This window comes from Psychrobacter frigidicola, assembly GCF_007997305.1.
In the GTDB taxonomy this organism is placed as follows: domain Bacteria; phylum Pseudomonadota; class Gammaproteobacteria; order Pseudomonadales; family Moraxellaceae; genus Psychrobacter; species Psychrobacter frigidicola.
Genome location: NZ_VORZ01000002.1, coordinates 364948 through 390621, shown reverse-complemented (window position 1 = coordinate 390621; position 25674 = coordinate 364948). Strand labels below are relative to the sequence as shown.

General features: G+C 42.9%; 25 protein-coding genes. 14 read left to right on the top strand and 11 right to left on the bottom strand.

The annotated features are described in order from the left end of the window. The first annotated feature begins 53 nt into the window (after positions 1-53). A complete protein-coding gene (locus tag ES754_RS08255) occupies positions 54-1448 on the top strand; it encodes a WS/DGAT/MGAT family O-acyltransferase (RefSeq protein ID WP_147223702.1) in 1395 nt (464 codons plus the stop codon). A gap of 131 nt (positions 1449-1579) precedes the next feature. On the opposite strand, the gene ES754_RS08250 is transcribed toward ES754_RS08255, so the two are convergent. Together ES754_RS08250 and dxs are read right to left on the bottom strand one after the other, a co-directional pair. Next, complete coding sequence (locus ES754_RS08250) at positions 1580-2407, bottom strand: inositol monophosphatase family protein (protein ID WP_147223701.1); 828 nt, start codon at positions 2405-2407, stop codon at positions 1580-1582. A 354-nt stretch (positions 2408-2761) separates the two neighbouring features. Further along, positions 2762-4807 carry a 1-deoxy-D-xylulose-5-phosphate synthase gene (gene dxs, locus ES754_RS08245; RefSeq protein WP_147223700.1) on the bottom strand — a complete coding sequence of 682 codons (2046 nt, stop codon included), beginning with the start codon at positions 4805-4807 and terminating at the stop codon, positions 2762-2764. A 497-nt stretch (positions 4808-5304) separates the two neighbouring features. Between dxs and ribA the strand changes: the two genes are divergently transcribed. From ribA to ES754_RS08230, 3 genes are all read left to right on the top strand, one after another. Then, positions 5305-5991 carry a GTP cyclohydrolase II gene (gene ribA / locus ES754_RS08240; protein ID WP_147223699.1) on the top strand — a complete coding sequence of 229 codons (687 nt, stop codon included), beginning with the start codon at positions 5305-5307 and terminating at the stop codon, positions 5989-5991. 143 nt (positions 5992-6134) lie between these two features. After that, entirely contained in the window at positions 6135-7121 is a 987-nt protein-coding gene (hemF, locus tag ES754_RS08235) for an oxygen-dependent coproporphyrinogen oxidase (RefSeq protein WP_147223698.1), read from the top strand. Between the two features lie 472 nt (positions 7122-7593). Next, positions 7594-8064 (top strand): c-type cytochrome, encoded by a 471-nt coding sequence (locus ES754_RS08230; RefSeq protein ID WP_147223697.1) that lies wholly within the window; start codon positions 7594-7596, stop codon positions 8062-8064. A gap of 187 nt (positions 8065-8251) precedes the next feature. On the opposite strand, the gene gloA is transcribed toward ES754_RS08230, so the two are convergent. Beyond that, positions 8252-8803, bottom strand: coding sequence for a lactoylglutathione lyase (gene gloA / locus ES754_RS08225; protein WP_147223696.1), 552 nt, complete (start codon positions 8801-8803; stop codon positions 8252-8254). A gap of 100 nt (positions 8804-8903) precedes the next feature. Beyond that, positions 8904-9542 (bottom strand): carbonic anhydrase, encoded by a 639-nt coding sequence (locus tag ES754_RS08220; protein ID WP_147223695.1) that lies wholly within the window; start codon positions 9540-9542, stop codon positions 8904-8906. 440 nt (positions 9543-9982) lie between these two features. Between ES754_RS08220 and potA the strand changes: the two genes are divergently transcribed. The 4 genes from potA to ES754_RS08200 all read left to right on the top strand — a co-directional run bounded on the left by potA (position 9983) and on the right by ES754_RS08200 (position 14001). Beyond that, positions 9983-11281 (top strand): spermidine/putrescine ABC transporter ATP-binding protein PotA, encoded by a 1299-nt coding sequence (potA, locus tag ES754_RS08215; protein WP_147223694.1) that lies wholly within the window; start codon positions 9983-9985, stop codon positions 11279-11281. After that, complete coding sequence (gene potB / locus ES754_RS08210; RefSeq protein WP_147223693.1) at positions 11281-12168, top strand: spermidine/putrescine ABC transporter permease PotB; 888 nt, start codon at positions 11281-11283, stop codon at positions 12166-12168. Before potA ends, potB begins: the two co-directional genes overlap by 1 nt. Next, positions 12168-12956, top strand: a complete 789-nt coding sequence (gene potC / locus ES754_RS08205) for a spermidine/putrescine ABC transporter permease PotC (protein WP_147223692.1) — start codon at positions 12168-12170, stop codon at positions 12954-12956. The genes potB and potC overlap by 1 nt, the downstream gene beginning before the upstream one ends. 154 nt (positions 12957-13110) lie before the next feature. After that, entirely contained in the window at positions 13111-14001 is an 891-nt protein-coding gene (locus tag ES754_RS08200; RefSeq protein ID WP_147223691.1) for a LysR family transcriptional regulator, read from the top strand. A gap of 81 nt (positions 14002-14082) precedes the next feature. On the opposite strand, the gene crcB is transcribed toward ES754_RS08200, so the two are convergent. The 4 genes from crcB to ES754_RS08180 all read right to left on the bottom strand — a co-directional run bounded on the left by crcB (position 14083) and on the right by ES754_RS08180 (position 17120). Continuing rightward, complete coding sequence (crcB, locus tag ES754_RS08195) at positions 14083-14457, bottom strand: fluoride efflux transporter CrcB (protein ID WP_147223690.1); 375 nt, start codon at positions 14455-14457, stop codon at positions 14083-14085. A gap of 70 nt (positions 14458-14527) precedes the next feature. Continuing rightward, complete coding sequence (gene tsaD / locus ES754_RS08190; protein WP_147223689.1) at positions 14528-15565, bottom strand: tRNA (adenosine(37)-N6)-threonylcarbamoyltransferase complex transferase subunit TsaD; 1038 nt, start codon at positions 15563-15565, stop codon at positions 14528-14530. Between the two features lie 224 nt (positions 15566-15789). Next, positions 15790-16368 (bottom strand): c-type cytochrome, encoded by a 579-nt coding sequence (locus tag ES754_RS08185; RefSeq protein ID WP_227677894.1) that lies wholly within the window; start codon positions 16366-16368, stop codon positions 15790-15792. A 218-nt stretch (positions 16369-16586) separates the two neighbouring features. Further along, on the bottom strand, positions 16587-17120 hold the full coding sequence (locus ES754_RS08180) for a c-type cytochrome (RefSeq protein WP_147223688.1): 534 nt from the start codon (positions 17118-17120) through the stop codon (positions 16587-16589). Positions 17121-17524: 404 nt separating this feature from the next. Between ES754_RS08180 and rpsU the strand changes: the two genes are divergently transcribed. Next, positions 17525-17740, top strand: coding sequence for a 30S ribosomal protein S21 (rpsU, locus tag ES754_RS08175; protein ID WP_010195908.1), 216 nt, complete (start codon positions 17525-17527; stop codon positions 17738-17740). Positions 17741-17945: 205 nt separating this feature from the next. Further along, the gene (locus ES754_RS08170; RefSeq protein WP_147223687.1) at positions 17946-18395 is read left to right on the top strand and encodes a GatB/YqeY domain-containing protein; all 450 of its coding nucleotides are present in this window, start codon (positions 17946-17948) and stop codon (positions 18393-18395) included. 79 nt (positions 18396-18474) lie between these two features. On the opposite strand, the gene ES754_RS08165 is transcribed toward ES754_RS08170, so the two are convergent. After that, positions 18475-20154 (bottom strand): M48 family metalloprotease, encoded by a 1680-nt coding sequence (locus tag ES754_RS08165; RefSeq protein ID WP_227677891.1) that lies wholly within the window; start codon positions 20152-20154, stop codon positions 18475-18477. Positions 20155-20500: 346 nt separating this feature from the next. Here ES754_RS08165 and ES754_RS08160 point away from each other — a divergent pair, with 346 nt between their 5' ends. The 4 genes from ES754_RS08160 to thiS all read left to right on the top strand — a co-directional run bounded on the left by ES754_RS08160 (position 20501) and on the right by thiS (position 22825). After that, on the top strand, positions 20501-20980 hold the full coding sequence (locus tag ES754_RS08160) for a sulfurtransferase TusA family protein (protein ID WP_147223686.1): 480 nt from the start codon (positions 20501-20503) through the stop codon (positions 20978-20980). Positions 20981-21218: 238 nt separating this feature from the next. Further along, positions 21219-22082: an RNA polymerase sigma factor RpoH gene (gene rpoH, locus ES754_RS08155; RefSeq protein ID WP_201538849.1), complete on the top strand. Its 864-nt coding sequence runs from the start codon at positions 21219-21221 to the stop codon at positions 22080-22082. Between the two features lie 92 nt (positions 22083-22174). Beyond that, complete coding sequence (locus ES754_RS08150; RefSeq protein ID WP_147223684.1) at positions 22175-22546, top strand: DUF423 domain-containing protein; 372 nt, start codon at positions 22175-22177, stop codon at positions 22544-22546. Between the two features lie 78 nt (positions 22547-22624). Continuing rightward, positions 22625-22825 carry a sulfur carrier protein ThiS gene (gene thiS, locus ES754_RS08145; RefSeq protein ID WP_147223683.1) on the top strand — a complete coding sequence of 67 codons (201 nt, stop codon included), beginning with the start codon at positions 22625-22627 and terminating at the stop codon, positions 22823-22825. Between the two features lie 290 nt (positions 22826-23115). Here thiS and hpf read toward each other — a convergent pair whose 3' ends face one another. Both hpf and rpoN read right to left on the bottom strand, forming a co-directional pair. Beyond that, positions 23116-23496, bottom strand: coding sequence for a ribosome hibernation-promoting factor, HPF/YfiA family (gene hpf, locus ES754_RS08140; protein WP_147223682.1), 381 nt, complete (start codon positions 23494-23496; stop codon positions 23116-23118). Between the two features lie 378 nt (positions 23497-23874). Continuing rightward, positions 23875-25545 carry an RNA polymerase factor sigma-54 gene (gene rpoN / locus ES754_RS08135; RefSeq protein WP_147223681.1) on the bottom strand — a complete coding sequence of 557 codons (1671 nt, stop codon included), beginning with the start codon at positions 25543-25545 and terminating at the stop codon, positions 23875-23877. Positions 25546-25674: the final 129 nt, after the last annotated feature.

Genomic DNA, 25674 nt, shown 5'->3' with positions numbered 1-25674 from the left:
GCCATCATCATGTTACTCATAGCGCGCAGCTCATGAACTTTAAAGGACACGTTATGAGATTGTTGACGGCAGTTGATCAGTTATTTTTACTTCTTGAATCCCGTAAGCAGCCGATGCATGTCGGCGGCTTGTTTATATTTGAATTGCCAGAAGATGCTCAAAGTGCGGACTGTAACTTTGTTTACCAATTGGTTCAGCAAATGCAAACGTCCAAAGTGCCACCAAGTTTTCCTTTTAACCAAGTGCTTGAGCATTTATTATTTTGGAAAAAAGACGAAGATTTTATTGTTGAGCATCACTTTCGCCATGTCGCCCTCCCTAAACCAGCACGCGTGCGTGAACTGCTGATGTATATCTCAAAAGAGCATAGCCGGCTTTTAGATCGCGCCATGCCATTATGGGAATGTCATGTTATCGAAGGCATTTGCCCAGAGACTGAGAATGGCCCCGAACGCTTTGCACTATATTTTAAGATTCATCACTCCTTAGTCGATGGTATTGCGGCCATGCGCCTGATTCAAAAGTCGCTGTCGCAGTCACCTACTGAGCCGATGACCCTACCCGTATGGTCGCTCATGGCACGCCATCGTAATCAAGTCGATGCACTGATACCTGCGGGCCGCTCTGCTATCCGCATCATTAAAGAACAGTTATCTACTATTAAGCCTGTTTTTACTGAGCTGATCGACAATATTAAGCACCGAGGTGATGAGGATTATGTGGGTACTTTCGATGCGCCCATGAGCGTCCTGAATCAGCGCATTTCAGCGTCACGGCGTATCGCGGCGCAATCTTATGAGATGCAGCGCTTTCGCAATGTTGCCGATGTGCTTGAAGTCAATATGAATGACGTGCTTCTTGCGGTGTGCTCAGGCGCTATGCGACGTTATTTACTGACAATGAATGCGCTACCAACTAAACCGCTCATTGCCTTTGTACCAATGTCACTACGTAGCGATAATAGCGCATCAGGTAATCAAATCTCGTTTTTATTAGCCAATTTAGGCACCCATTTAGAAGATCCGATACGCAGACTACAACTGATTCATTGCAGTATGAACAGTGGTAAGCGCCGCTTTCGGCGTATGAATCAGGCACAAGTGATTAACTACAGTGCCATCGCTTATGCATGGGAAGGGTTAAATGTATTAACAGGCTTATTTCCAAAAAAACAAGCCTTTAACCTTATCATATCTAATGTGCCGGGTGTCAAAAAGCCCCTCTATTGGAATGGCGCACTCCTCAAAGCCTTATATCCCGCCTCCATCATAATAGATGGACAAGCGATGAATATTACGTACACGACTTATTTAGACAAAATAGAATTCTGTATCACAGCTTGTAGCAAGCTGCTACCGCATGTGCAAGATATGCTGGCATTAATTGAAGACGAGCTGTGCTTATTAGAGAATATTAGCGAAGAGAAACGCTTAGGCTTACGCGAATAAGCCAAGCAAAATAGCTATAAATAGTTGTAAATGACCCTATAAATATTTAATAAAAACTCAGTAGAAACCCAATAAAAAAGCTGACTCCAGTATGAAGTCAGCTTTTTTGGTACTAAGTTTTAAGTTAAAACTTACACCGCATCGCCCCATGCTGGCACAACCACTTGCATCAAGGGTTTTAATAGTTTTATGTTGCAAGCAAAGATAGACCCCGTTGTCATCGAATCATGTCCGCCTTTATGATCGACGACAATACCGCGCGCTTCAGTCACGATAAGCTCGCCTGCCGCGATATCCCACGGTTTGATTGACATCTCGAAGTAGCCATCAAACCGACCGGCAGCCACGTAGCATAAATCTAGTGCCGCAGAGCCTAAGCGGCGAATTTGACCTCCCGCTTCGGTCACTTTTTGTAGACTTTCATAATGCTCTTTCGCATACGAGATAACTTCGCCATTACGCTTGCGCTCAAGCGGATGACCAGTGGTAAATAAGCCGCCATCAATCGTTTTACGCTCGCTCACTTGCATACGACGATTATTTAAACGCGCCCCTTTACCACGGCTAGCAGAGAACATCTCGTCACGGACGGGATCATAAATAACACCATGTTGGGTGACACCTTTATGCTGCACAGCAATCGATACGCAGAACTGCGGTACGCCGTGAACGAAGTTTTTGGTGCCATCTAACGGGTCAATGATCCAGCACCAATCTGCATCTTCGCCGCGACCTTCTTGCATACCAAACTCTTCCCCCAAAAAAGAATGATTCGGATAGCTGCTTTTTAATGTCTCAATGGTCAGTTCTTCACTGAAGCGATCAATACGCGTTACCAGACCGTCAAGCCCTTTTGACTCAATATCCAGCTCAATTTTGTGGCGGTTTTGATGCGCGTATAAAATCTCTTTACCGACTTTTTCGGCAGCACGTGCTGCGATGACGACCATGGGTTCCATAAATAACCTATCTGCTTGATGAGTGAATAAACGAATAAATAATACTAATCTGATATCTACAACATGCCAATAAAGCACTGTATCACACTACTTTAATACAATTTTGAATAATAGTAATCGCACTATACTGACAAATATAACTTTCATAGAAACAACATAAACGTAAAAAAACCGTCATACCTGCCAAACAATCCAACATCGTTGGTCGTCGTCACAAACTGCGCAAGTTGTAAAACAATGAGCACCTGCGGCTAAGCAGGCGTTACTTCTATTAAATTTCTACCAAAACTATTTTAAAACTATTCTTTAAAATTTTCTATACTTATTTAGGAGCACTCTAAGTTTAAGAGAGTATCAAGACAGTAGTCGTTGTAATTGGTCAAGAACTCCAGCAACATCTAGACCGCAATCTGCTAATTGTTCTGCTTGCGAGCCATGCGCCACAAAGCGATCTGCAATACCAATATTACAAATTACCGGACGGCTATGTTTAAAACCGGGTGATTCATTAAGTAAATACTCATTTACCGCACTACCCGCGCCGCCCATAATCATATGTTCTTCTAAAGTAGCAATATGCGTCACGCCTTGTGTTAATAAGTTCTCTATCAAATTGGTATCTAACGGCTTCACCCAACGCATATTTACAACTTGAACCTGACAGTCCGTCTTAGCGCTGTCATCAGTTATTAACGCTTCAGCTGCTTGCTGGGCAGTTGCCACCATCGTACCAAACGCTAATAAAGCTAATTTAATAGGCGCATCATCAGAGCCTAAAACTGATTCTACGACCGCTTGACCAATCTGATAATTCTGGGCAGGTTGTTCAATAGTCGCACCGATACCCGTACCACGAGGATAACGTACTGCCGTACTGCCTTTATACTCGTAACAAGTATTGAGCAATTGATAGCATTCATTTTCATCTTTTGGCGCAGCAATCAGCATATTGGGAATACAGCGCAAAAAGGCGAAATCAAACACCCCAGCATGGGTTGCGCCATCTTCACCGACCAGACCAGCACGATCAATAGCGAACATCACGTCCAGATTCTGTAGGGCAACATCATGGATAAGCTGATCATAACCGCGCTGTAAGAAAGTTGAATAAATGGCAACTACTGGCTTAACGCCTTGGGTTGCCATACCAGCAGCAAGCGTAACCGCATGCTGTTCAGCAATGGCGACATCAAAAAATCGCTCTGGGAACTGGCGAGCAAACTCAATCATCCCCGAGCCTTCTTCCATCGCTGGGGTAATGGCCAACAACTTATCATCAGTTGCGGCTTTATCGCATAAAAACTGGCCGAACACTTGCGAGAATTTTAGCTTAGGGGCTGCTTTAACTTTACTATTAACCAACTGTTTAGTAGTTGCTTCGTTGTCATCGGTCGGTAACTTACTGATGGCATGATAACCAACAGGATCAAGCTCAGCTGGGCCAAAACCTTTACCTTTGATGGTATAAATATGTACTAAAACTGGACCGTGAACTTGCTTAGCTAACGACAATACTCGTAGTAACTCAGGAATATTATGGCCATCAAAGGGGCCAAAATAAGTAAAGCCAATGGCTTTAAATAAATTGTCTTCTAGTTGCGGCACATCACGCTGACGTTTGCGTCTATTAAAGGCTTGCATTATCGGACGCTGACGCAATACAGGCGTGCCGTCAGTCGTAATATCAACTTGATAACCTGATTCCCATAGCATCGCTAAATGCCGCGAAAACCCGCCGATAGAGCAAGAGATTGACATATCATTGTCATTTAAAATAACTAATAAATTAGCATCTTGTTGTACCGCATCATTCATCGCCTCAAAGGCCATGCCGCCAGTCATCGCACCATCGCCAATTACAGCAGCTACAGTTTGCTCGCGCCCTTGATAACGCAGCGCTAGGCTCATACCTAACCCTGCAGAAATAGCAGTTGATGAATGACCAACACCAAAAGTATCATAGACCGACTCTACACGTTCAGGGAAAGCCGTTAGGCCATCTTTCGCACGAATGCTACTGAGCTTATCGCGGCGACCAGTCAGTACTTTATGGGCATAGGCTTGATGGCCGACATCCCAAACAATTTGATCGTGCGGGGTATCTAACAGGTAATGGAGCGCAACAGTCAGCTCGACCACCCCTAGATTAGCCCCAAAATGACCGCCACTTTGACCAGCTGAATACAATAAAAACAGGCGCAGCTCATCCACTAAGGTTATCAGCTGCTTGGTGGGGAGTGATTTGAGATCGCTTGGCGCATCAATTGCGTCCAGAATTGGCGTAGTAGGCCGCGTGCGTGGAATCGCCGTATAAGTCTGTTGCAAGGCGGATAGGTGCGCAGCAGAATCGGTAGCTGCTGGCACTGATAAAGACTGAGAAGGATGAGTTGATTGCTGCATAAATCGTACAATACCTACCAATATGCTGACAAGGTGAGGCCTTATCATATCCTGATGCGCCGTTATCGTCTAGATAAGGCAACATATAACATTCTACACAAGCTTAGAAGCTAAATTCATAGCGACTGGCTTGCGACGTAGAGATGACGATATGTACATCGTATCACCATTAATCGTTTATATTATGCACTATTGTTGTGCGACGATACTTAGGATTAGTGACGATACAGTAATATAAGGGCGAAGACTTGTCACTGTATGCGTTAAAATAGTATGGCATAATAGCATTTTTTTTAAACCGTCGTTGAAATCATCGTGCGCCATATGTGAACTTTGTGTGTTTTATAAGCACCCACGATGCACAGGACTCAACCGGTGCTAGTATTACCAACCTATCAACGTATAGCATGAGAAAAATAACAGCATAGCTATTCTGTCATAAAATAGCTATAACTATACCCTCTACCGCCACGATAACTGGCCTATGCAGGACATTAATGTCATATCAATTTATTACCAGCGCTACCTTGCCCACTCGTCACGGCGAGTTTGATATTCATATGTTTGAAAATGAGGACGGTCAAGAGCATGTGATGCTCACCGTCGGTCTGCCTGTGGTTGACCCAAAGCTAAAACAAGACAAAGAACCAAACAACGCACTTAATGGGCAGAAAACTGACGATACAGCGCCTTCCATTCCGTTGGTACGCATCCACTCTGAATGCCTGACAGGGGATGCTTTTAGCTCGCTTAAATGTGACTGCGGGCCACAGCTTAACGCAGCCATGCAAGCCATACAGGAATCAGGATCTGGTGCTATTCTATATTTGCGTCAGGAAGGGCGCGGTATCGGCCTGACCAATAAGATTCGCGCCTACGCCTTACAAGACCAGGGGCATGATACTTTAGATGCCAATCTAATGTTAGGCTTCCCAGCGGATGCCCGCACTTATGAGATGTGCAGCGCCATGCTGGCTCATGTGGGCGTCGACGAGGTGAGGCTAATCACTAATAATCCAGATAAAGTGGCTTATTTAAACGACAATGGTATTCGCGTCATCGAACGTGTACCGCTATTGGTTGGCGTTAACGATATCAATGCCGACTATATGGCCACCAAACGTGATCGTATGGGACATCTGCTTGATAAAGACATTAATACCAAAGCCCATCATAATAAGTAAGCCGAACCAAGGTATTTATTATGTCTGTAGTTCTATTAATATCCTAGACAATCTTTAGAACAAGTAGCTACATAAATAGATAGCTATCGTAAATAAATAATTTCCATAAATAAACACCCTAACCCATTATAATAGATATTTTTATGAGCATTCCTGATATAAATAATAACGCAAACGCTGGTAACCTAACGCCCTGTGAAAAAGACAGCATGCGCGTACGCGAGTTTTTAGTCGATTTGCAAGCCCGTATTTGCCAAGCCTTAGAAGCCCAAGAAGCTGATGGTGGCGGCAATGCTACCTTTATCCCTGATGATTGGGAGCGTCCTGAGGGCGGTGGCGGTCGTTCCTGTATTTTAGCAGGTGGCGACGTTATTGAAAAAGCGGGGGTGATGTTCAGCCATATTCATGTAGAAAACCTACCTGCCTCAGCAACTGCCCGTCACCCTAATATCGCTGGACGTAAAGCCCAAGCGATGGGCGTATCTTTAGTCGTCCATCCCAAAAACCCTAACGTGCCGACCAGTCACGCCAATGTGCGATTGTTCATTGCAGAGGCAGCAGGTGAAGATCCGATCTGGTGGTTCGGTGGTGGCTTTGATTTAACCCCGTTCTATCCCGTACTCGCCGATTGTGTTCATTGGCATCAAGTCTGTCATGACCTTTGCGCGCCGTTTGGTGATAGCATTTATCCTGATTTTAAACAATGGTGTGATGAATACTTTCATCTGCGTCACCGTGACGAGCAGCGTGGTATCGGCGGGCTATTTTACGATGATGTAAATTTTGAGAGTCGCGGTTGGGACTTTGACACCTGTTTTGAATTCATGCAAGCGGTCGGTAACGGCTATCTTGATGGTATTATTCCGATTTTTGAGCAGCGTAAAGACTTACCTTATACCGACGAGCAACGCGAATTCCAACTGTATCGCCGTGGACGTTATGTCGAATACAATCTTGTTTATGACCGTGGCACGCTATTTGGTTTACAAAGTAATGGACGTATCGAATCCATCTTGGTGAGTATGCCACCCCTTGCCAGCTGGCACTATCGCTTTGAGCCAGCAGAAGGTACAGCTGAGTTCGAGCTCACTGATTATTATTTAAAACCGCAAGATTGGTTGACTTTATAGTCTTTGTTGGCATAATGATATTCTAGATACTAAATAACTATCATTATTTATAGCCTATTTATGTTGAGCTAAGAGCCATTAGTAACGCATTAAACTGGTCAGTAAAACATGAATATCATTATGGTAAAGTATCGGTACGCTTTACATAAATAAAGGTCAGCTGTGATAGCTGACCTTTATTTATGTATATTTTTTAGCTTATTTTACGTGTTTGGTAAAATAAGCTAAAAAGTCCAAATATAATTACGTAATAGCACTTAAACGGCGTGCAATACTTAGAGTCACTTGCAAGCCACTGCACGATGTTAAAAGAATTATTTTTGAAAAAGGCAATTTGAAAACAGTGTTTATTCCTAAGTAATGCTCAGTTTTAATAGCTTTTATTTTAAGTAATCTATAGCAGCAATTTAATTTAGGGCGAGTATTGGTTACCGCGCCTATTTAAACCAGCCACGCACATAGGAGTTCACATATGACCCAGAGTAACAGCAACAAATCATTCAAATCCATCTTCGGTATCACAATAATGGCCGCCGTATTAGGCCTAGCAGCCTGTACGCCCACTCATCCTGACGTTAAAGCACGTCAAGACATCATGAAGAACTATGGCGATGCTGCAAAAATCATGGGTGGAATGGTTAAAGAACCGGACACCTTTGACGCTGATGTCTTCAAAGAGCAGGCGGCATTTTTAGCAACAGAATCTAAAAATCCTTGGAGCCATTTTGAAGATACAGAAGCCGTTGGTAATGCGAAACCAGAAGTATGGAGCAACAACGCAAATTTCCTCGCTGAGTCTGAGAACTTCCAAAAAGTAACGGCTGAGCTGAACACTGTTGCCCAAACGGCAACGACTGTTGAAGATATCAAGCCTGCCTTCGGTGCGGTTGGTAAGAGCTGTAAGTCTTGTCACGATGACTTCCAAGTAAAAAAAGATGACTAATATTGTCTACTGAAGCTTTATCAATTAAAAATAGCTCTATAAAGCTGATATAGATAAGTATTAGAAGCATAAAAAAACCGCCCTCTCAAATAGATAGGGCGGTTTTTTATGCTTCTAGAAATTACTCATTAACAATTTTGGTCTTCTTGTTTACCAGTGTTTATATTGACTGCTTTATATATCGTAACTAACCCATCAAGCCAGCTTGTACAATCTCAATCCAGTAGCCATCAACATCTTTGATAAAGGCAATATTGTTCATACTGCCCTCTTCTGGACGTTTTTTAAAGGTGACTTTATTGTCATCAAACCATGCAACCGCCGCCTCTAAATCTGGAACACTAAAGCAGATGTGCCCAAAGCCTTGTGGCTCTTGGTTGCCATCATGATAGCTAAAGCCATCTTGGTTTTCAGTGCCGTAATTATGGGTCAGCTCTAAAATACCGCGCTGACGGAAGGTATAAATGGCCAAGTCTTCACCAGAAGGCAAATTCTCACGTTCATCCTCGGTTAGTTTTGCTAAGAAATATAAATCAAATTCCATCTCAGGAAATTTTTTTATCGCAAGCAGTGTCATACCAAGCACACCTGTATAAAACTCGAGAGACTTAGCAGGGTCTTTTACGCGCAACATAGTGTGATTAAAAGTAAAACCATTGGTTTGCATGGCGATAGGCTGAATACCCGCTGCCTTGACACTGTTAGTTGGTTGAGGACTGGTTGCATTGGAAGTGGTCATAATTATCCTTATTTTTGTGGGGTTCATCTAAAATAAAAACGATATTCAATTTTTTAGGGATTTTATAATTTATTAAAACTAGCACGCTTGTTAAGATTAATTAGCTGTCTAAAAAACGTACCTTGCCAGTATCTATATCATATTCTGCACCAACAATCAGTAGCTCACCGCTACGGCCTAAATCCTCTAGCGCGCGTGAGCCGTGCTTTAGCTGACTGACTGACATTCGCACGTTAGCACGAATAGAGCGATCTATCAGCTCATCAGCATCGACATCGTTCCCGTTAGCCGTGGCCAGCTCATGCAAGTTATACACGCTGGGACGAATGCGATCGACGATAGATTGCAGATTGGGTGAGTAATACTTTTCAGGGTTGATTAAGGTCTCTACGCAAGCGGTGACCGCGCCGCAATGGGAATGTCCGAGCACCACTACCAATTGAGTATCGAACTTTTCTGCCGCAAATTCAATCGAGCCGATTTGTGAGGGTGCCACTATATTTCCCGCTACTCGAATAACGAATAAATCGCCTAAGCCTTGATCAAAAACGATTTCTACCGGTACGCGTGCATCCGAGCAACCCAAGATAATGGCCAGGGGATATTGGTCATTGGCCAGCTCCGGACGCCTTTTAGTCATTGGGTCAGGATTGGTGAGGCTATTTACATAGCGTGCATTGCCTTGTTTGAGGAGTTCGAGCGCTTCTTGGCCATTTTTTGGGCGAATGTCGTCAATCATAGCTATCCTTGATGATATTGAGTAATAAATTAGAGGTCAAAAAACTAGAGCTTAAAAGCTGATTATTCAAGATTAGATATCAAAAATTATATTTTATTCACACTAAGTATTAGAGTAATTTTTTGGTCATAAAATGATTGTATAGGAATAAGCATAAAAAATTGCTAAAAAATTTTGCTTTAATCGTGTAGTTTTTATTAGCTCGGCTGCAAGTTGCTTTTATCCAACTGCCATCAGATAATATAAAGTACAGTTGAAACGCTAAAATATAGCTTGCGTAACTGGTAACGAAGTTGCACTAATTTGCGTAGAGGGTTTGTTATAATACGCAGCAACTAGATTGTGCTTACCCTTATTAAAATATGCTCTTTATAAAGCGCCTGATATTAATAGCCCGACTAAAGTGCTACTGATATTTTGGTATTTTAGGAATTCACCTCATGACTGACTCGCCCGCAAACTTGCCTACAAGCGCTACGATCCCTGACGCTAGATCTAACGTTAATACTGTGCCTGACGATTTACTTCTACAACTGACAGGTATTAAAAAAACCTACGATAACACTGAAGTATTGACTGATATTAATCTTAATATCAAAAAAGGTGAATTTTTAACCTTGCTCGGTCCCTCCGGTTGCGGTAAGACTACCTTACTGCGTTTGATTGCAGGGTTTGAGCAGCCAACAGCGGGTGCTATTTATCTAGATGGCGAGCAAATGGCGGGACTGCCGGCGGATAAACGCCCTGTGAATACTGTCTTTCAGCAGTACGCATTATTCCCGCATATGACCGTGGCGCAAAATGTCGCTTATGGCCTAAAGCTCAAAAAAGTCCCTAAAGACGAGATTCAAACCCGAGTACAAGATATGTTAGCGATGGTGCAGATGGCGCATTTAGCCAATCGTCGCCCGCAAGATCTGTCCGGTGGTCAGCAGCAACGGGTGGCGATTGCACGTGCCGTGATTAATCGCCCTAAATTATTATTACTCGATGAGCCATTATCGGCACTTGATTATAAACTGCGCCTGCAAATGCAGTCTGAGCTGAAACGTTTACAGCGTGAGCTTGGTATTACCTTCGTATTTGTCACCCATGACCAAGAAGAAGCGCTATCAATGTCAGATCGCATTGCGGTGATGAAAGATGGCAAGTTTCAGCAAATTGGCACGCCGATAGAAATTTATGAAAACCCTGCCAATTTATTTACCGCCAAGTTTATCGGTGAGACCAACCTCTTTAAAGCAGAAGTTAAAGGCGTTTATCCAGACCAGCCAGATCGCGATGGCCAAGTCACTAATGGTCGTATTGAGGTTGAAGTCTGCGAGGCACAAGCACAAGATGGCCCGACAACCTTACGTAATTTGCGTCGTCCTGAGTTTGCTAATGAGGTTCAAGTCGGTGATATCGTCAATTTACTATTACGCCCTGAAGACTTGCGTATTTATGACCCTAACGATAGCAATTACACCGGCTTGCTCGGTCGCGTGATTGAGAGCAACTACAAAGGCAGTACTCTAGACTCTATTATTGAATTGAACAATGGCCATGTTATTAAGGCTTCAGAATTCTTTGATGAGGATGATCCCAGCTTTGATTATAAAATGGATGAAGCCGTTAAAGTGACTTGGGTTGATGGCTGGGAGTGGGTATTGCCTAACGATGACTCCCTCAACTCTGAAGCAGATCATGGATCGAGCACTGCTTTGAATAATGCCACTATCCACAAGGATATGAGCTAATGGCGCGCGCAGGCTCTACCCACTTGAGTAATAAAAGCCCATTTCGGACGGCGACGCTATGGCTAATCTGGGGCTGGCTGCTTATCTTTGCCTTATTACCTAATATATTAGTCATCATAGTCAGTTTTTTGAGCCGTGATAGTAGCGACTTTATTAGCTTACCGGTCAGCATCGACAGCTATGTACGTATGATAGACCCGCTCTATTTTGACGTGTTCGTGCATTCATTATGGATGGCAGGTATCACCACGGTTATTTGCTTACTACTCGGTTATCCGTTTGCATGGTTAGTCTCAAAAACCAAGGCTCGCTGGCAGCCGCTACTCATGTTGCTATTAATATTACCGTTTTGGACCAATTCTTTAGTGCGGGTTTATGCGTTAAAGCTATTATTTGCAACTAACGGTTTGATTAATAAAGCTCTATTAGCTATCGGCATTATCGATACGCCTATCGACATGTTATATACCCAAGGTGCGGTCATTGTTGGTCTTATTTATTTGTTATTCCCCTTTATGGTACTGCCGTTATATGCGGTATTTACCGATTTGCGCAATGATATGTTGCTAGCCTCACAAGACTTGGGCGCCTCAAAGCCGCAGACTTTTTGGCATATCGTTTTGCCATTGACCACGCCAGGAATTATCTCTGGGGTACTATTGGTATTACTGCCGGCAATGGGAATGTTTTATGTGGCTGATATTTTGGGCGGTTCACGCAATCTATTAGTTGGTAATATTATCAAAAACCAATTCTTAGATGCCCGCGATTGGCCTTTTGGCGCAGCAGCCAGCGTATTGTTAACCTTGGCGATGGCAGTATTATTGCTCGCTTATCGCGCCAGTAGCCGCCGCATTGGCAAGACTGATTTTAATGAGGTGGCCTAATGTCAAAGTCACGTACACTAAAGCTGGGCAGTATTGCTGCTAAAAGCTATCTAGGACTGATTTATAGCCTATTATATTTACCTATTATCGTCTTAGTTGTCATGTCGTTTAATAAATCTAAGACCGGCTATAACTGGGGCGGCTTTAGTCTTAAATGGTATGAGTCCCTATTTAAAAACCAAGCGATGCTGGATGCTTTTTGGCATTCAATCGTTTTAGGGTTGGTCGCCGCTACCGTTTCAACGTTGATAGGCACGTTGACTGCCCTTGCCCTGCATCGTTATAACTTTCGTGGTAAAGGCCTATTGAACGGCTTATTGTTTGTACTGATGATGTCGCCTGAAATTGTGTTGGCGATATCGCTATTGGCCCTATTTTTATTAATTGGTTTACAGTTGGGCTTTGTATCGTTATTACTCGCGCATATTACTTTTTGCCTACCGTTTGTGGTTATCACCGTCTTTGCACGCTTAAGCAGTTTGGATGAACGCCTAATGGAAGCGGCAAGAGATTTAGGTGCCAGTGAGTCAACTATGGTACGTACGGTTTTAATCCCAGTAATATTACCGGCGGTGCTGGCCGGTTGGCTGTTAGCCTTTACTTTATCGCTTGATGATGTGGTAGTCTCGACCTTTGTAACTGGGCCGAGCTATGAGATTTTGCCGCTGCGTATTTATTCAATGGTACGGGTCGGACTCAAGCCTGAGGTCAATGCTATCGGGACGTTATTATTATCAGCGTCGTTAGTATTGGTTATCATCTCGCAACTGTTATTGCGGAAACGCTAGTCATTTATGAGGTCTCGTTGCATCGTCGCCAATCTTTGAGAGAAAATCAGCATAGTATTGTTTATAATGAATTATATTCAACTTAAGTTTTCCTCATAAACCCTTTTAATAATTTCTTTAATGTTCTTCTGCAACTGAGTGGTTAATTTATTTTATGTTAGAGCTTCGCCATCTTAATACTTTAACCGCACTGCGGGCCCATGGTTCGCTGGCTGCTGCTGCCGATGAGCTCCATGTCACCGCCTCTGCGGTCTCGCATCAATTGAAAGAGCTGGAAAATTACTACGACATCAGCTTGGTTAATCGCCGTACCCGTCCGCTAACCTTTACCCCAGCGGGGAAAACAGTACTGGCACTAGCCGATAGTATTATGCCGCAAGTAACCCGTACCAAAGCCAATCTCAAGCGCTTAGCTCACGGTCAAGCCGGCAGACTACGCTTGGCCTCTGAATGTCATAGCTGCTTTGATTGGTTAATGCCGATACTGAATCACTATCGCCGTGAGTGGTCGGATGTAGAATTGGATTTTGCCACGGGTTTTGAGCCGGAGCCGCATCATTTATTGATGGAAGGTGATATTGACTTGCTGATTACGACCAGTAATTTATCAATAGAAGGGATCAGCTATCAGCCCTTGTTTGAGTATGAAAGCCGTTTGGTACTGTCACCGCTACATGATTTAGCGCAGCAGGACTTTATTTGCCCAGAAGACTTGCGCGATGAAACTTTGATTGCCTATCCAGTAGAAGCCAAGCGCCTTGATATTATCGCCAATTTTATGACCCCAGCGCAGGAGAGCTTTAAGAAAATTCGTACCACTGAATTGACAGCTATGTTGATTCAATTAGTCGCTAGTGAGCGCGGGGTAGCTGCATTACCAGATTGGGTAGTGGCTGAATATGAGAAAAAAGGCTGGGTAGTCTCCCGTCCATTGGGCGATGGCGTGCATTGTCAGCTGTATGCGGCAACCCGTACTTCCAGTCAAGATACGGCCTATATGCAAGGCTTCGCCAGTTTATTGGAAGGGATAGTTAAGCCATTATAAACGGCTGCTATCTATCTATTTATACCTATACTTGCTATTTATACCTGTACTCGTGGTTTTATATGATAAAAAATTTTCTGATTATAAAACAAACCTAAAAAAATAAACGCCCAGAGCAGTCGCAAGTAGTGTCAGTGCTACATGCAACCCTACTAAACTCAACCCTGCTAGCATACGCCCGTCATTTATTAAGTTAAAAACTTCAACACTAAAGGTACTAAAAGTGGTCAGGCCGCCACAAAAACCCGTAATAATAAACAGTTTTGCATTGAGTGATACGGTACCGCTGCCCATCCGCTCAAACCATACTAACGCCAGTCCTATTAGCAGGCCGCCTAAAATATTCGCCCCGAGTGTTCCCATCGGTATCCAACTGTGCAACGGGTTAAAGCGCCCTAGCCACGCTCGCAGGCAAGCACCAATCGCTGCTCCTAAGCCGATAGCTAACCAATGCATATACTGTCCTTTCCTGATAAATATTGTTAATTACGGTCATTACGATAAGTAGTATCTTAAAACTAATTAACTACAGCGCAGGTAATTCTGTCATCGGCCAACGCGGTACACAACTCACTGCCAAATCATCAAATTGTCCAGCTTGCAGGCGCTCATAGCCAGCATAGGCAATCATCGCCCCGTTATCAGTACATAACGCTGGTGGCGCATAATGCACCGTTGCATTTATCTTAGCCAGCTCAGTTTCTAAGGTTGCGCGTAAATAGCTATTGGCACTAACTCCGCCAGCAATAACCAAACGGCTCATATCTACTTGCTTCAGTGCCTTAATGCATTTTTTTACTAAGGTATCGACCATCGCATGCTGAAAACTGGCGGCAATATCAGCGCGGACTTGTGGGACACTATCGGAACCTTCTGTATCCTTAATTAAGTTATGCACCGCCGTTTTCATACCGCTAAATGAGAAGTCTAAACCGCGATGTAACATGGGTCGTGGTAAATTATATGCATTTATATTTCCGGTTTCAGCAAGTTTGGCAATATTAGGCCCACCCGGATATTCTAAGCTCAGCATTTTTGCCGCTTTATCAAAGCACTCACCTGCTGCATCGTCAATTGATTCGCCTAGTATTTCATACTGTCCAATGCCCTTTGCAGCAATTAGCAAGGTATGACCACCGGATACCAATAACGAGACAAAAGGAAAGGCCGGAGGATTGGCGCCCATCAACGGCGCAAGCAAATGCCCCTCCATATGATGAATACCAATCGCCGGAATATCCAAGCCATAAGCCAAACTACGCCCGAATAACGCACCGGTCATTAACGCCCCAATAAGCCCCGGCCCTTTGGTATAAGCAATAGCATCAATCTCATCTTTAGTGATATTACATTGCTCTAATAACTCATTAAATAAAGGTACCAACTTACGAATATGATCACGGCTGGCAAGCTCAGGCACTACGCCGCCATAAAGGGCATGCAGCTCTATCTGTGAATACAAGACTTGACCAACTAGACCTCTATTGTCGTCAGCTATTTGCTCACTATCAAAAATCGCTAAACCGGTCTCATCACAAGAGGTCTCTAAACCTAATACTTTCATGCTATTGCCTTTATGTCGTGGTTAGCGCTTATTTCAAACAAGCGGAAATTTATTATAGCTTTGATAGATTTTCTAACTTTATAAATCTGTAATTACTCATAATTTTAATAAGAAAAGAGCATCAACAACGGTTATATGCATAATAACTTGCAAAATTCACCCATAAAAAAACCGCCATTATAAAATACAATGACGGTCAGTTTAACAAATTTCAATAGTAAGTATTAGCTGGCAGCGGCAATCATATAATCAACAGCGGCATATACTTTAGCTTCACTAACATCAGCGCTGGCTTGTGCTGGCATTTGGTTAAAGCCTTTCGCTGAATGCATATGCAAAGTATCTTTGCCTTTAGCAATACGCGGAGCCCATGCTTCTTTATCACCTAATTTAGGCGCGTTTAGCAAGCCATTTTGATGACAAGCCATACATTGTGTATTATAAAGTTGTTCACCAGCATCAGCAGCCAATACTTCAGGTTCTGCGCCTGCCTCTACCTCTACTACAGCAACGTCATCTGCTGGCGCCTCTGGAGTTTCTACTACAGGAACGGCTTCTTCAGCAGGTGCTGGTTCTTCAACGACTACTACAGGTTCTTCGACTACTACCACAGGTGCCTCTGTATCGACAACTGGCTCATCCGCCGCCTTATCGCCACTACAAGCACTTAGCGCCAACATTGCACTAAGACCTAACGCTGACCAGGTTAGTTTTCCTAGTCCAGATAAGCCAGTGCGAGATACTTGCTTTGCATCATTGGTGTTAAGCGATTCTTGATTGTTACTATATTGATTGATATCCATGTTCATTCCTTTGCCAGTTGGGTTAAGTTAGCTATTTTTTGGTTGGTGCTTTTTTTATTCCATGCTTATATGACGTCATCAATGCTAGCTGCTATTGACTTACTGTGGATTTAGCAACTGATGTTGTAACAACCGTTGCTAGTGATACTGTTATTAGTGATAATGTTATTCTAGTCATAAATAAAATACTTTAATAACAGGTCTATCATTCATGCTGGTTAGCTGGCAGCGGCGACCATATAATCGACTGCGGCATGAACTTGGTCTTCACTGACTTCCGCATTGACCTGAGCATTCATTTGATTAAAACCATTTGCTGCATGGGTATATAAAGTTTCTTTACCCTTTGCAATGCGCGGGGCCCAAGCAGCGGCATCACCATATTTAGGGGCATTAAGTAAACCGGTTGCATGGCAAGCCATACACTGTTTATTGTAGAGCTGTTCGCCAACATTAGAAGCCACTACTTCAGGTGCAGCAGCGGCAGTTTCTGTGCTTGCAGCTTCTGCACTGTCAGGCGCATCTACAGCAGCAGTCATATCGGCCTCAGCTGTTGCCACTGGCGCTGTTTCTTCAAATACCATATCTTCAGCTTTAGGGCCATTTTTACGGGCAAGATCAGCGGCAGCCTCGACACGATCGACCGCCATGACTTCACCTGATTCAGATTTTGCTTCTTTATCACTGCTACAGGCACTCATACTCAAGCCAATTGTAACGGCAAACGCTGCCCATAATGCTGATTTTTTCATCCCAATATCCCTAATAAAACTAACAAAAAGCGTAAAGATGCCTACTGATATGACATGGAAATTATCATAGCATAAACCGAAAGCAAACCGTTATAGCCATTAAGTATTTTTTATAAATTATTTATTACTCATTTATCCTCTACTTATCAAGGGCCTATAACGCTTTTAACACAAAAGTGCAGGCATAGATTTGGTCTATAATAAGAATAAAGGGCACTATAATCTTGCATGCATACGCTAAAGACTTTGACTTTACTGGCATTTTTAAGTAAGATGACCGGCCTTGTGCTATTGCGCAAGACTGTCCTAATTTGAGCTGATGCCTGTAATCTTGAGATATTACGGCTAATACTAATATACAGCCAAATTAATGCCTTTATATCTCATCCTCATAAGGAGTCTTCATGCCTGCAGTTAAGGTTAAAGAGAACGAACCAGTTGATATCGCTATCCGCCGCTTTAAGCGTGCTTGTGAAAAAGCTGGTGTATTATCAGACGTACGTAAGCGTGAGTTTTATGAAAAACCAACGCAAGTACGTAAGCGTAAAAAAGCGGCTGCTGTTAAACGTTATAAGAAAAAGTTACAACGCGAAACTATTCGTACCACGCGTATGTACTAATCATTAAGTACTAAGATTGATTTAGATACTTATATTAGTTATACCAGCGCCACTGCTATCCATTGATATCAGTGGCGTTTTTTGTGCTACACTTTTTATTATAATGTTTTAGTAGTACTTATTTTTTAGCAGCATTAGCGTTTTATTAGCATTGTATTTTTAATAATATATTGTTTTTTTAATAGTATAAGGAAGGATAGCGATTATGAACCCACTTAAACAAAGCTTGGCAGACGATATCATTACTTCTATGAAAGCCCACAATATCGAGCGCGTCAAAGTGCTACGTAATGTGCAGGCGGTCATTAAACAAATTGAGATTGATCGCCAAACACAACTGGATGATGCTGACGTATTAGAGGTGTTGCAAAAACAGCTCAAGCAGCGCCATGAGTCATTGACGATTTTTACCGAAAATGACCGTGTTGACTTAGCAACTAAAGAACAGTTTGAAATTGATATTATTAATGAATTCATGCCAATGCAGATGGATGATGCTGAACTTGCTGATTTAGTGAATGCTGAAATTACGGCACAAGGCGCTAAGTCAATGCGTGATATGGGCGGTGTCATGGGGGTTTTAAAAATTAAAACCGCTGGACGCGCTGATCCAGCGATTATCTCAAAGTTAGTGAGACAAGCACTGCAGCCTTAAAAAATTAGCTGTTTTTTTAATTGAAGCTTTAGAAATTTATTTAAAACTGCATCGACTAAAAAATATAAAACTCAACCGCCTAAGGCTTAAAGTCTTTGGCGGTTTTTACGTTTTTTATCTCTTGGGTAATGTTTGCTAGTAATGGACGCGCGCTACTGGCTTGCAGCTGTTCAGTGAGTTGTTTCGCTTGGGTTAAGGACGTCAGGGCAGAATCATAACGTCCATTCCATAGTTGGTCGTGGCTGCGGTAGCGTAACGCATTAATGGTGGCAATACCCGCCAGCTGGGACGAAGGTGAGGTTTTAGCGATTTTTTCATTGGCCAATTGTAAGCTTTGCCACGCGTAACGGTCGCTTGGCTGTTGCAAAGTAAGTGGTTTTAACAGTATTTGTGCTTGGGTCGGCTGGTTGCTATTGGTTAGTGCCTCGGCCAAATACAGGCGTAAATCACGACGTTCAGGATAAAGACGCTGCTGACGCTCGAGCACCTCAGCGGCTTGTTCCCATTTGTTTTGCTCACTCAGAACTTGACTGTGCGTAATGGACAATAACGGCTCAAGCGCTTGCCGTTGTAAGTTTGGCAAGGTGTCCAATTGCGTCATAATATCTTTGGCATCATCAAAATTCTGCTGCTGTCCATACCAATACATGAGGGCAACTTTTGCACCCACACTGTTCTTCGCGGCAGCGGTTAATGCGGTTTGAGAGACATGCTTGCCGGTAGCTTGTGTTCGCCAATAGAGTAAGTCGAATAAGGCTTGATGACGCTGCTGCTGGGCAAGCGATAACGTAGGATAACGCTGCGCACGGCTTTGGGCGTCACTCAGACGCTCATTACTTAGAGGATGGGAGCGCACAAAGCTGGGTAAAAAACGATTTTCGATTTGATTGAGTTGGCTTTGTTGATTCATCGTCGCAAAAAATCGTGGCATGGCCCGTGGATCATAACCTGCTTGGTTCATAATTTGCATGCCCAATCGATCCGCTTCGCGCTCATTGCTACGGCTAAAGCCCATATTATTATTCAAGGCAGCAGTCTGACTGCCCATCATCACCGCCGCTGCCGCATCGCCGCCGCTATCAACGGCTGACGCGGCAATCGCGGCCAACATACCACCGACTTGTATCAGTAACGCTTGGCGACGCTCATCTGCCCCATGTTCATAATGGCGCTGACTGATGTGCGCGACCTCATGCGCCACGACACTTGCCAGCTCATCCATACTACTGGCTGCCAGTATTGTGCCGGTATTAATCCCAATAACGCCGCCCGGCGCTGCAAAAGCATTAATACTACGATTATCAATAATGACCACCCCAAGTGGCGCTTGCTGCCTTGCTTGTGCGTTAAGCCGCCACGTCATCTCTTTGACAGTCTCTTGAACCCAAGGGTCGTGTTCCATTTTCGCACGACCATTGATATTTTGTAGCGACCACTCTCCGATAAGTTTGTTTTGATACTGATCCGCAAAGCTTAATCCTTGTCCTTGCAAACTTGGCAATGCCAGCTCTTCTGTGACCGGCTGCCGCCACGAGCTAGACATAGCACTGGCACCGGACGTCGTTGTATTTGCCATAGATAGCGCAGCGTGAGTGGAACTATTGACACCAACAAGCCCACTAGCTACCGCACTCAGTAAAAACAATCCAGCATAACGATAACGTCTTGCCCGCTGTGAGTTTGATGACGCAACATGCTCACTTAAGCATAGGTGCGTCATTAAACGCTGGTTCATCACAGAACGATTAAAAGGGTTCAAATATTTATCCTATGCTAATAGTTATATCGTCATTTTTGACTATACGAGCTTGATGACAGGAGGTCAATTCTAACATCGTCTTAACTACCAATATCTCAGCAGCGCGTCATCTTCGCGCAACATTAAGCCACTTATTAAGCCCTTAAAAAATTTGTATGGTCATCACTTTTGTTATGCTGATAGCAAAGCTATCATTAATAATTTTAATAACAGCGTTGATAACCGTACTACCAATCGACCGCAATTGCTCAGCATGGATTTGTTATAATAACCAATCCAATCTATATCACTAGCGTCGTGAAAACGTCTATTTTAAATATTATAAACTGAATGTTAGAGCTTCATTATGTCCACTGACCGTCAATCTACCATAATACCGAATGTCCCTCATCATATACGTTTGGCTCAGACCTTATCTGAGGCAACGCAAACGACAGTCGCCGCTTTATTAAACCTATTACCAGCAGACTGTATCGACAATGTTCAGCTAAATGATGAAGCAATAAATGAAAATTCTCCCACGTCTACTTCTATCATAATGATTAGAAGCATGGTGGACGGTCGCGGACTGGCTTGCCCGATGCCTTTACTAAAAACTAAAGTAGCGTTGCGCGATGTTAATATTGGCGAATCACTTTACGTAGTCGCCACCGATCCCAACTCGCAAGCTGATATCATGGCATTTTGTCAGCAAACCCAGAAAACGGCTAATCCATTATTATTAATAGTCAATCAAACCACCGATGGTTTGTCCAATGACGGCTCGACTCCTCATACGGTCGATACAATATTTCACTTCATCATTACCAAAACAGACAGCAACTAAGCTGCGCTATCCTTTACACTTAAGACAACAAGATTTTGCATTTATATCTTTGCTTATTTATTCTATTTTAATCAAGGTCAAGAATATGGCTACTGACTCGACAAAAACGCAAAATAGCGACAGTCCTGCTCCTGAAATAAACTTAGCCCGAGAAGCCGCGTTGAAGGCAGCAGCAGAACGCCCTCCTTATGATGCCAGTGCGTTTGAAAATACCAGCACCCGTGATTTAGTACCTGCGATGCCCACGCATCTGTCTGCACCTGGGGTAAATGTGGGCGCATATATCAATACTGTGCATCAAATTCCAATTTTGACCCCAACCCAAGAACAAGAGTTAGCCCATCGTTATTATGATGAAGGTGATGTTGAAGCCGCGCGCTTGCTAGTGATGTCGCATCTGCGCTTTGTCATTCATATTGCCCGTAGCTACTCTGGCTATGGTCTACCGCAGGCAGATTTGATTCAAGAAGGTAATTTGGGTCTTATGAAAGCGGTGAAACGCTTTGATCCTAATAAGGGCGTGCGCTTAGTTTCTTTTGCCGTGCATTGGATTAAAGCTGAGATTCATGAATTCGTGATTCGAAATTGGCGCATTGTCAAAGTTGCGACGACTAAAGCCCATCGTAAGTTATTTTTTAATCTACGCAGTCTAAAAAAGACTAATAATCAGCTCACTCTAGACGAGGCGGATGCCATTGCCAATGACTTGAATGTCACTCGCAAGCAAGTGCTGGAGATGGAATCACGTCTGACTTCTTATGATGCTTCATTTGAAACCCAATCTAGCGACGATGATGATGGTCGCTATGCGCCGCAGCTCTTTTTAGAGGACGGTATCGATCCTGCCGAGATGGTAGAGGAAGCCGATTGGGAAGAGAATAACTCTTCAGCCCTCATAGCAGCTATGGATACCTTAGATGATCGCTCACGTGATATTGTTGAGCAGCGCTGGCTTTCAGAACAAAAATCTACCTTGCACGAGCTTGCAGCGGTCTATTCAATTTCTGCCGAGCGTGTCCGTCAAATCGAGAAAAATGCGATGGATAAAATCCGTGATGCCATGACGATTGATAGCGTGATTTTGCCAGATGATATTCAATAGCTCATTTAATAGATTAGTAATTACATTTGATAGTATTTGTACTTATTAGCTACTAATAGTAGGCTACGTAATGAAATGATTAAGGTTCGATAATGGTAAATTGGATAGGCATCGCAGCGATTAATCTTGCTATTGCCGTGGCATTAGGCGCGTTTGGGGCTCACAGTATTAAGAATATGGTTAATGCTCAGCAGCTTGAATGGTGGCATACTGCAACGCTGTACTTATTTATCCATGCGTTAGGATTATTGTTAGTAGGTATATTAATTCGTCTCAATATCGCTACTCAAACCACAGCATGGCTACTACAAGTTGGCGTTATTATCTTTGCTGGCAGCTTGTTTGCAATGACACTTGGCGCACCGCGTTGGTTTGGTGCTGTTACTCCTATCGGAGGCGTACTAATGATCGCAGGCTGGGCATGGCTGGCAGTGACCGCATTTCGATTGAATAATGCAACTTAATAAATGCGCTGTTTGAAACAATTAATTGATGCAACGCTATTAATAAAGGATCGCTACAATAATTAGGGAGCAAATGTTATGAGTCTTATTAGTGTTAATGGAAAAACCTTACAAACTACTCATCAGACCGTGCAATTGGTGGTTAATGAATTGGGTCTGAGTACAGGGCGTTATGCTGTTGAGGTTAATGGTGACCTTGTGCCTAAAAGTGAGCTTGGACAGCTACGTATCGTTGACGGCATGACTATCGAAGTCGTTCAAGCCGTTGGTGGCGGTTAATAATTTACTATTTCTAATGATCTAAATTTAAACAAAAAAACCGCAAACGTATAATACATCTGCGGTTTTTTTCACTTTACATTTCACGTCTACTTATTATTGTAGCTAATAATAATGGCCAGTTAAGCAGCACAATGAGTAGGTATTTGTTACTTGTGATATTTCTTATTAATCATTGGTACTAGCAAACCAACCATACTATTAGATATTATAAGTTTAAACTTTATAACGTTTAGCCATTCCTCATACTCATTAATTATCCAAGTACTAGCTTTCTTTAGTTTCTAAAACTAAGATGCTGGTTCAATATCTTCAACCGCAGTATCAGCGTAGCGTGCATCACGACCCGCCCCTTTAATTTTATTCCGTTCTAGACGCGTTTTGTATTTACGGACTTGTCTATCAAGTTTGTCTGCCATCTCATTAATGGCTTTATACATATCGTCATCGAAAGCCTGAACGAACATTTCCTGACCTGAGACTCGCATGATAGCTTCAGCCTTGTGGCTCTTTTTACCACCATCACTAGCGCCGCTATTATCTAGCGATAAAATCACTTGTATACTTTGTATTTGGTCAAAGTGACTTTCTATTTTTGTCAATTTATCATGAACGGCTTTGTTCATAGCTTCGGTTACGGTGATATGGTGGCCACTGATAGAAACATTCATATTATTGTCCTTATAGTTATCTCTAATAATACAACCGATGATTAAAAATTCCTGTCTTAATCACCTTTCCTTATCAATAACGCACTGCGTTAGTCTATATATTATAATATGTCATACCATAGACTGTCTTGTTATGGCTTATCATCACACTATATTTATATCAATTAACGACTTGGATTCTGTTATTGATATGACTCTAATTTGTCATGAAAATGACTGAGTAGCAAGAGCATTTGATGTAATCAAATGTAATGAAGTTTTCAGCTGCTTAGGAATATTTATACAATTAGGAATTCCTAATTTTTGTATGCAAGTTCAATTATAATTAAACTAGAGATAAGGATTTAAAGTATCAAACGATGGTTTAACTTTCAATTTTTAGTATTTTTGTTTGCGCTGGGTAGACGAACCAAGATTCATTGCTTCACGATATTTTGCTACTGTGCGGCGTGCGATATCAATACCATCAGCCAGTAGTTGTGTTTGGATACGGCTATCAGACAAGGGTTTTTTAGGATTCTCGTCAGCAATTAGTTGCTTAATCATCGCGCTGATGGCGGTGGAGGAAATATCACCTTCACTGCTACTGACATGCGATGAAAAGAAGTGCTTAAGTGAAAATAAGCCTTGCGGCGTTAAAATGGTCTTACTGGTGGTTAGGCGCGAAACGGTAGACTCATGCAAGTCTACTTCTTCGGCAACTTCCTTTAAAATCAGCGGCTGCATGGCGGTCGCACCATGTTGCAAATATTCTTGCTGATGGCGCACGATGCTCGTCGCTACCTTTAATAAATTTTGATTACGCTCTTCAATACTGCGGATAAATAGCCGGGCATCAAGGAGATTATCACGTAGGTATTGATTGTCAGGGCTATTATCACCGCGTTTTACAAGACTGGCATACTCTTGATTGACGCGTAATTTTGGTAAAGTCTCTGGATTGAGACGAACGTACCAGCCCTCATTTTGCACAGTGGTTTTTGCGCCCTTATCCTTACTACTTGGACGTATCGGTGAGACTAAAACATCAGGGATATCATAGCTGGCAGGCGGCTGGGTATAGTCAGGTTGGCTACTCTGAAAGGATAAGCCCGGTGCTGGATTTAAGGTACGTAGTAAATTAAGCGCCGGTGTGATGTGCTCAGGGAGGAGTCCGCTCGCATCAGTTAAAGCTTTAATATTGTTACTGACTAAATGCTCACTTGCTTTTAATAGCGCCTTTGCGTGGGATAAATGCGCAGTCTTCTCATCAAGTTTGGAGAGTTGAATGGCAAGGCACTCACTAAGATTACGTGCACCGACGCCAAGCGGATCGCACGATTGGATAATACGCAGCACCGCTTGTATTTCGTCGTGCTCAACATGCGCATTCCATTGATAGAAACTTGCCATCGTATTAAAGCTCTGCCACAACTCATCAATATCGAGCTGGACAAAACCCATCTCGTCCATAGAGTCCATCAAATAATTCGCAATCAGCATATCAATATCAGATAAGTGCTTAAAGTTAAGCTGCCAACGCACATGGTCTTGAATGCTGGCGCTGGTACTGCCTTGACTGTCATCAAGCTCACCAATGGTGGCGCTGCCTCCTACCGCTGAAGACGATGGGTAATTCCCCGTATCAAAATTGCTACAATCACTATCCATGTTTTGATAATCGTTATTAATATCACCGCTGTCCATCACACTCTCATCTATACCAGACTGCTGTAATTGATCAAAGCTGTCGCTAAACGAGGTATCGTCATAGTCGTTATAAGCATCAGTATCGCTACTATAATTGTCATCAGATGCTGAACCGCTTGCGGCGTTACTATTCCACATCTCAAGGGTTAGAGGTTCATCATAACCCTGCATTGTTGCATCATGACTGTCCTCTTCATCGTCTTCGATACGCTCAAGCAGTGGATTACTGTCTAGCTTTACCTGAACCTCTTGAGCCAACTCAAGACTGGACAGCTGCAACAATTTGATCGCTTGCTGCATTTGTGGGGTGAGCTTTTGCGAGGTGTTTAGTGTGGCTACTAATCCAAACGACATACTCATGACTGAGGTTTACACTCCACTATTGTTATTAGTTTGGTTATTATAAATAGTATGATATTTTCATCTAAGTAAATGAACGGACAAGTATTGGGTCATGACGATAGCATTTTTTGCAGCATTGTTGCTATG